Raw genomic sequence first — 983 nt, 5'->3', positions numbered from 1 at the left:
TACAAATGCTAATTTAAATATGTAAAAATTTGATTAATTAAAGATGTACAGTTTCGACTCATTTCTACATACTAATCTTGGGGTGATTAGTATGTACATAGCGTTAGATATCCAAACAGATTTTAAGATTAATAGTCTTACAGACTTACCAAAATTAAAAATACTGATGGAGAATTTAAAAATGCGAATTAACAAGAGTCAAAAATGACAATAGCACACTTTGTGACTTTGATATGGTTGACTGACAATATGAAAACGGTAATGGATGAAGCAAGAACAAATTATACCAAAGGAATAGTCAATAAACGTTTCGCTCAATTTGCGGATGATTTTGGATTTAAAGTGCAGCCTTGTATTGCAGGAAGACCGAATACAAAAGGGAAAGTTGAATCACCCATGAAATATTTAGATGAAATTCATGCTTATCAAGGGAAGTTTAGCTTAGAAGAACTTCATAAGTTTGTGCAACAACTATGTGAAAGAATCAATCATAGTTATCACCAGGGGACCGGAAAGATACCAATTTTAGCATTAAAACAAGAAAAGAACCTCTTAATGCCCCTACCACGGCAACAAATAAGAGATTCTTACAAAATCAATCATACGCTTGTAAAAGTGAATTCGTCCAACATGGTGTCGTATAAGTCCAATCAATACTCAGTTCCAGCTGAGTATCAAGGGAAGACTGTTGGCTTACAAGCATATGATGATCAACTATTCATTTATTATAACACGGAGTTAATTGTCCAACACCAAATTAGTCAATTAAAAATCAATTACAAGGATGAGCACTACAAAGCTGAGCTCAGCAGAGCTCTTCCATACTATCCTGATATTGATCATCTGGCAAAGAAAAATTTAGAGACAATTGGAGATGTGTATAAAAATGAATAACACCTATCAACAGTTAGTACGAAATTTAGAATATTTAAAGTTAAAGCAAATGATCCAGCATCTAAGTGAAACCATCGATTTTAGTGTTG

General features: G+C 33.0%; 1 pseudogene. It reads left to right on the top strand.

Annotation, left to right across the window (positions count from 1 at the left end):
- Positions 1–237 precede the first annotated feature (237 nt).
- Positions 238–894 (top strand): annotated as a pseudogene (locus WQ54_RS17920) (IS21 family transposase); the annotation flags it as partial.
- Positions 895–983 lie beyond the last annotated feature (89 nt).

This window comes from Bacillus sp. SA1-12, assembly GCF_000981385.1.
GTDB lineage: Bacteria > Bacillota > Bacilli > Bacillales > Bacillaceae > Metabacillus.
The sequence above is the reverse complement of the archived record's forward strand: the minus strand, read 5'-3'. Positions and strand labels throughout refer to the sequence as shown.